The sequence below is a fragment of the Sandaracinaceae bacterium genome (assembly GCA_020633055.1).
Classification (GTDB): domain Bacteria; phylum Myxococcota_A; class Polyangia; order Polyangiales; family Houyiibacteriaceae; genus JADJJE01.
Genome location: JACKEJ010000023.1, coordinates 1 through 6,038, shown reverse-complemented (window position 1 = coordinate 6,038; position 6,038 = coordinate 1). Strand labels below are relative to the sequence as shown.

The following is a 6,038-nucleotide window of genomic DNA, read 5'->3' as shown; positions in this document are numbered from 1 at the left end:
GCCGGTCAGGGGGCGCGCTTCGACCAGCGCGTAGTGCTCGAGCTGGTGCACCACCCGGTAGAGGGTCTGCGCGGGTACGCGCTCGCCGTCCTCGGTGCGCGGGATGGCGTAGTCCACCAACCCCTCCGCGGGGTCCGGGCGTCCTCTCACCAAGGCGAGGTAGCGCTTCTCCACACCCCCGCTCTCGAACTCGGTGTTGAGCGTGCGCAGGGCGGCTGGGTGCAGGCCGAAGAGCAGCGCGCCGCTCGTGCCCCGATCGAGCCGGTGGGCGGGGTACACGTCGCGTCCCAGCTGGTTGCGCACCAGGGACATGACAACGACGCGATCCTGGGCCCAGCCGCGGTGCACGATGAGGCCGGAGGGCTTGTTGACGACCACGACGTCGTCGTCTCTGTACAGGACCGCGATGGGCGCGGGCGCGCTCGGAGCGGGTGGGGCGCTCATGCCGCTGACATGCGCCACACGGCGCCCGCTGTCGAGGCGTGGGCGAGCCGGGGCCTCTCTGTGTCGAGCTGCTAGACTCGCCACCACATGGGCAGCGCCAACGAGAACGAAGCGTTTGTGATCGCGGTGGCGCGGGCGCTGCACGCCTACGGTCAGCCCGCCCACCGGCTCGAGGCGCTGCTGGAGGCGCTGAGCGAGCCCCTCGGGACGCGCGGGCAGTACTTCTGTACGCCCACGGCGGTGTTCGTCGCCTTCGGGGACCCGCCCTCGCAGCGGACGTACCTGGTGCGCAGCGAGGCTGGCGAGCAGGACCTCTCCAAGCTCGCGGATCTCGACGCGCTGGTGAGCGCGGTCGGGCGCGGAGAGCTGGACGCGACCGCCGGCACCGAGAAGCTCGCTGCCATCGTCGGGCGCGCGTCGCAGGGGTCCGTGCTGATGCGCGTGCTGGTGCATCCGCTGGTCGCCGCACCCGCCGCGCTCTTGCTGGGCGGGGGGCCGCTCGAGGCGGCCGTCGCGGGGGGCATCGGGCTCCTGGTGGGTCTCCTGGAGTGGGCGGCAGGTCGCGCGGAGCCCATCGCGCGCCTCTACCTGCTCCTCGGCAGCGTCGTGGCCTCGGTCACGGCCGCGCTGGCCGGCATGTTCATGCCGGACCTGGCCATTCAGCTCGCCACCGTGGCGGGCATCTACATGCTCATGCCCGGCCTCTCCTTGACCACGGCCATGAACGAGGTGGCCACCGGGCACCTCGTGTCCGGCACGGCGCGCTTCGCCGGCGCGCTGGTGTCGTTCCTGTCCATCGCGGTCGGGGTCAGCCTCGGAGGCGCGCTGATCGCCAGCTTGAGCCGCAGCGCCGCGCTGCCCGGCACGCTGCCGCCCCGCGCCGCGTTCTGGCCCTTCATCGGGCTGCTCGTGGCGCTGCCTGCGGTGATGGTCTTGCTGCGCGCGCAGCTGCGGGACGCGCTGCCCACCTTCCTGGTGGCGACCTGCGCCTTCTCGGCCGGGCAGCTGAGCACGCCCCTCTTCGGCGACGCGCTCGGCCCCTCGCTCGCGGCTACGGTGTCCGCGCTGGTGCTCGGTCTGGGAAGCAACGCCTTCGCGCGCATCACCGACCGGCCTGCTGCGTTGGTGATGGTGCCCGGCATCTTGTTGCTGGTGCCCGGCACCATGGGCTTCCGCAGCGTGACCTCCTTCTTGCGGCGCGACGTGATCGCCGCCGTGGACACCGCCTTTGCCGTCGGGCTGGTGGCAGGCGCGTTGGTGACTGGCCTCCTCATCGCGAACCTGATCCTGCCTCCGCGGAAGGCCCTCTGAGGTGGGTGTGCTCGCTCGCGCCGAGGGAAGAGCGGGGTGCCAGCGCCCGTACACTCGCTCGACGGCCCCCCGCCGTTCGAAGACCATGCGCCACCTCTCGAGAACGCCTCTCGCCGTGCTGCTGTCCGTCAGCCTCGCGCTGACCACGGTGGGCTGCGGGGCAGGGCTCACCCGCGCGCAGCGGCAGCAGTGCGCCACGCTGCGCGGACAGACCGCGGGGCGCGCCGTGGCGGGCATCATCGGGTCGGTGGTCGTCTTGGGGGTGCTCGTCATCGCGTCTGCGGCGCTCGGCCGGGCGCCCAACTTCGGGAACCTCGGTCGCGGGGGGCGCACGCGCCGCGCCAACCAGAGGGCCGCGCGGCTCGCCGCTTGTCGCGCCCCTGCGACCCCAGAAGACCCTGAGGTGTTGCTCGCGTACGACCCCAACGGGCCCGCCCCGGGGGAGTTCGCCCCGACGGACATCCCCATCGGCCCCGAAGAGAGCGGACCGCCATCCGTCAGCGAGCTGGACGCGGTCTTCGCGCAGAACGAGGAGCGCGTGCGCGCCTGCGCGCCCTCCGCCGACCGCGTGCTGTACATCGACGCGCGCCTACGCGGAGACACCGGCGCCATCAGCGGCCTGGTGTTGGGCGGCGAGGGCTCCTACGGAGTCAGCGTGCGCTGCGTCACGGACGCTCTGTCGACGCTGCGTGTGCGGCCCTTCGACGGCGTCGTGGACGTGCGCTGGGCCGTGGATCTGCGTCGGAGCAGCCCGTGACGAACAGCCCGCGGAACGTGGTGTAGGGGCCACCTCGCTCCCAGGCGTCGAGCTGGGTCAGGTCCGGCCTCGCCGCGCTCGCCCCGGCGCGGCTCAGTCGTCGTCATGGGGCATGCTGGTCCCGCCCGAGCGCAGGTACTCGAAGGGCGTCACGTGCAGCAGGTTGGAAGCGCGAGAGGTGTAGACGTCGGCGCTCTGCTCGATCTGGCGCGCCAGCAGGCTGCGCGTGGTGCCGGTGCGCAGCAGAGGACCCCAGTGCGGGTTCACCAACTCGCCCGCGGCGCGGGCCAGCGGAGCGATGCGCTGGTCCAGGGCCACCAGCTGCTCACGCAGCGCCTGCACCTCGGCGCGGATCTCGCCGGGGCTGGCGGCGACCTGCGGACCGTAGCCCTTGGTCTTGCGCTGCAGCGCGAGCCGCATGCTGGAGTAGCGGTACTCGAGCGCGGTCTTCTCACTCATCAGCTTCACCAGCTCGCTCTCGCTACCCGCGAAGGTCCCGAGCGCGGCCAGCTCGCCTTCCAGTTCACGCAGCACCAGCATGGTGCGCCAGCGCTGCAGGGTCTTGCTGACCTCCACGTCGCTGAAGATGTGGTCGCCCACGTACAGGATCTGCGAGCCGGACAGCCCCAGGTGGGCCTCGATGCGCGAGGCGTTCCCGCCGAGGTACGCGCCCCCCGGTGTGAGCGCACCGTTCGCGGGTCGCAGCAGGCCGTCGTCGCTCACGATCTCGAAGATGTCGTTGCGCTGCTCGAAGAAGGCCGGCTTGCGCGCCGACACCACCACCAGGTCGAAGAGGTCGCGCCAGGTGCCGTCGTCCACGTACGGGTCGAAGACGTAGCGCATGATGGCGGACGTGTAGGACCACTCGGAGTTGGTGATCACGAGCAGCTTCTTGCCCGCCGCGCGCAGGTCCATGAGCGCCAGCGGCAGGTCCGGGTCCACGTCGATGTAGCGCTCGGGCGCCGCGATGATCTCCGCCTTGAGGGTGCCTTCCATGTGCGTCGCGTCGAGCTCGCGGCGCACGAGCCGGTGCAGGTCCGCGTAGCCCATGGGGCGCGGCAGCTTGCCCGCGTCCAGCAGGTCCACCAGCTGCATGAAGAGGCACGCCTCCGAGAGGGCGAAGAGGGTGTGCAGGAAGTACCAGCGGTGGTGGTCGCTGACGTCCACCAGCACCCGCGAGTAGGTCTTGCGCTGCTCGGAGAACTCCAGGCGCTTGGTGCCGTGCGAGGCGCGCGTCACGTAGCCGAAGCGGTTGGCCTTCACCACGTTGCCGTGCTCGAGGTCCACCACCAGGCCCAGCTGTGCCTTCTGCGGGTCGAACTCGAGGTCCGCCACGGGCCAGCCCATGTCCAGCAGGCGCTGCCGCACGTGGTTGTACGCCGCGCGCTCCCAGGCCTCGTGCCGGTAGTGCACCAGCGTGTAGTCCATGTCGAAGCCGATGGCCTCGATGCTGCGGAGGTTCAGTGTGCGGTTGACGAAGATGCGGCGGGTGGCTGGAGTGGGAGGCAGCTCGAGGACCATGCCGCTGTCTACCACGATCAGAGGAAGCTGCGCCCTTGCCCGCGATAGGTCGGCACCTCGTCCACCACCTGCCCACGCTCGAGCAGCACCAGGTTGTTGAAGTGCTCGCACAGCTCACCGGCCTTGGCGTGCCGGAAGAACACGGGGTCGCCCGGCGACAGGGACACGCCCGCGTCCAGCTGCAGCGGCGTCTGCACCTCCCCGGCGCCCTCCGTGGGCAGGAGGCGCAGGCCCTCGGGATACATGGGCACAGGCAGCTTCTCCGGGCCCGCAGAGCCCGACGCGACGTAGCCGCCACCGTGGCAGGTCACGAAGCCCGGCGCGGGGCGGCGCACCACAGGGAGCACGAAGCCCGCCGCGGGCGCGTGCTGGAAGTGCGAGAAGTTGTCGAAGAGGGTGGGGCTGTAGAGGCCCGACCCCGCCGTCACCTCGCTCACGCTGCGGTCGCGTGCGGTGGCCTCCAAGCTGCCCGTGCCGCCGCCGTTCACGAAGCGCAGCGTGTGACCCGCCTGGTGCAGGGCTGCCACGGTGTCCGCGCGGCGCTTCTGGAGGTCCACGTTGGACGCGCGCTTGAGCACGCGGATGGCCGCGTTCATGGCCCGCTGGTTCGGGACGGCGTCCTGCAGCCCGGCTACCTGCGCCTCGTAGCCCATGACGCCATCCAGACGCAGGGCGTCGTGCTCGGCGATCAAGCTCGCCAGCTCCAGCGCGGCGCGCGGTGAGTGTAGGGGCGAGCGGCGCACGCCGAAGTGCAAGCCCGGCAGGCGCAGCGACATGTCCAGGTCGAGCGCGACCGAGAGGGTCTGCCCGTAGTCCTCGGCCAGGCGGCCCAGCAGCCGCACGTGGGCGGGGTCATCCACCATGAGCGTGATGTCGGCGCCCCCCTCGCACGCCTCGAGGCACGCGCGGATGTCGGCAGGCTCCAGCGTGGGATAGGCCACCAGCAGGTGGGTCGGCCGGCTGAGCGCGCGCGAGAGCCAGGCGGCCTCGGCGGCGCTGTAGCACATGAGCCCCGCGTAGCCGTCTCGCGCGAGGAGGCGCTCCATCAGGGTGACGCAGCGGATGGACTTGGTCGCCGGCCGGATGGGCAGCATCCGCCCGGTGCCCGCCCGCACCCGCTGCACCAGGTCCGCGGCGTTCTGGTCGAAGCGCGCGAGGTCGACGTACGCGAGCGGCAGGCGCAGGTTGCGGAGGGCAGCGGCGTAGGCGGGGAAGGGCGACATCGGGGCAGGGTACCCCACTTGCAGGCGCGCACGCGCGGTCCACACTCGGCCCATGCACGACCCCGACGACGACCTCCCCGAGGCCAGCCCCGCCGCTCTCGACACGCCGGACGCGCGCGATGCGGCGCGCTGGGAGGCCTGCGAAGAGGGGGTGGAGCTGCTGCACGAGGGCGAGATCGACGAAGCCATCGCGGCCTTCGAGGAGGTCGCGCTGCAAGACCCCCAGAACCCCTACGCCTTCCACTTCCTGGGGGCGGCGCACTTCGAGCGCGAGGCGTGGGACAAGGCCCTGGCCGGCTACCTGAGGGCGCTGCAGCTCGCGCCGCAGTACCTCGGGGCGCGCGTGGGTGCGGGGCAGACGCTGCGCATGATGGGCCAGCCAGAGCGGGCCATTCGAATGGGCAAGCAGGCGCTCGCGCTGCGGCGCGACGACCCGGACGCGCTCTTCCTGTTGGGCCTCTGCTACTACCAGCTGGGTGAGCGCAAGCCCGCCTACGGCTTCCTGCAGCGCTTCTTGGCCACCAGCCCCGAGGTGGAGGTGCGCCTGGAGGTGGAGGGGCTCCTGAACATCATCCGCGGCGAGGTCTTCCCCGGCGACGACGACTCGGACGGCGACTACGGGGACCCTGACGACGACAACTGAGAGCCTGCCGCGACGCCACCGTGCGCCGTTCCTCAGGGGGCGCGCGCTGCGTCTGTGCCAAGGGGGCTCGCGCAGCAGTGGTCGTCATTCCGTACAGTGAGAGTGCAGGTGTGGCGCACGCTTGCGCCTAGCGTGCTTT

Annotated in this window: 6 protein-coding genes; 3 read left to right on the top strand and 3 right to left on the bottom strand. The window is 71.6% G+C overall.

Annotation, left to right across the window (positions count from 1 at the left end; genetic code table 11):
• Positions 1-444 (bottom strand): pseudouridylate synthase (locus H6726_32700; protein MCB9662445.1); only part of this gene is annotated, 444 nt, incomplete at its 3' end.
• An 87-nt stretch (positions 445-531) separates the two neighbouring features.
• On the opposite strand from H6726_32700, the gene H6726_32695 reads away from it, so the two are divergent.
• Both H6726_32695 and H6726_32690 read left to right on the top strand, forming a co-directional pair.
• Positions 532-1,755 carry a threonine/serine exporter family protein gene (locus H6726_32695; protein MCB9662444.1) on the top strand — a complete coding sequence of 408 codons (1,224 nt, stop codon included), beginning with the start codon at positions 532-534 and terminating at the stop codon, positions 1,753-1,755.
• Between the two features lie 85 nt (positions 1,756-1,840).
• Positions 1,841-2,512: a hypothetical protein gene (locus tag H6726_32690; GenBank protein MCB9662443.1), complete on the top strand. Its 672-nt coding sequence runs from the start codon at positions 1,841-1,843 to the stop codon at positions 2,510-2,512.
• A gap of 93 nt (positions 2,513-2,605) precedes the next feature.
• Here H6726_32690 and H6726_32685 read toward each other — a convergent pair whose 3' ends face one another.
• Both H6726_32685 and H6726_32680 read right to left on the bottom strand, forming a co-directional pair.
• On the bottom strand, positions 2,606-4,033 hold the full coding sequence (locus H6726_32685; protein ID MCB9662442.1) for an HAD-IG family 5'-nucleotidase: 1,428 nt from the start codon (positions 4,031-4,033) through the stop codon (positions 2,606-2,608).
• Between the two features lie 17 nt (positions 4,034-4,050).
• Positions 4,051-5,256, bottom strand: a complete 1,206-nt coding sequence (locus H6726_32680; GenBank protein MCB9662441.1) for an amino acid deaminase/aldolase — start codon at positions 5,254-5,256, stop codon at positions 4,051-4,053.
• Between the two features lie 52 nt (positions 5,257-5,308).
• Here H6726_32680 and H6726_32675 point away from each other — a divergent pair, with 52 nt between their 5' ends.
• Entirely contained in the window at positions 5,309-5,899 is a 591-nt protein-coding gene (locus H6726_32675; protein ID MCB9662440.1) for a tetratricopeptide repeat protein, read from the top strand.
• Positions 5,900-6,038 lie beyond the last annotated feature (139 nt).

What these genes read in the sequence shown, in the direction of transcription:
- H6726_32675 (MCB9662440.1), top strand. Translation starts at nt 5,309, where the DNA reads ATGCACGACCCCGACGACGACCTCCCCGAGGCCAGCCCCGCCGCTCTC.
- H6726_32685 (MCB9662442.1), bottom strand. Translation starts at nt 4,033, where the DNA reads ATGGTCCTCGAGCTGCCTCCCACTCCAGCCACCCGCCGCATCTTCGTC.
- H6726_32695 (MCB9662444.1), top strand. Translation starts at nt 532, where the DNA reads ATGGGCAGCGCCAACGAGAACGAAGCGTTTGTGATCGCGGTGGCGCGG.
- H6726_32680 (MCB9662441.1), bottom strand. Translation starts at nt 5,256, where the DNA reads ATGTCGCCCTTCCCCGCCTACGCCGCTGCCCTCCGCAACCTGCGCCTG.
- H6726_32690 (MCB9662443.1), top strand. Translation starts at nt 1,841, where the DNA reads ATGCGCCACCTCTCGAGAACGCCTCTCGCCGTGCTGCTGTCCGTCAGC.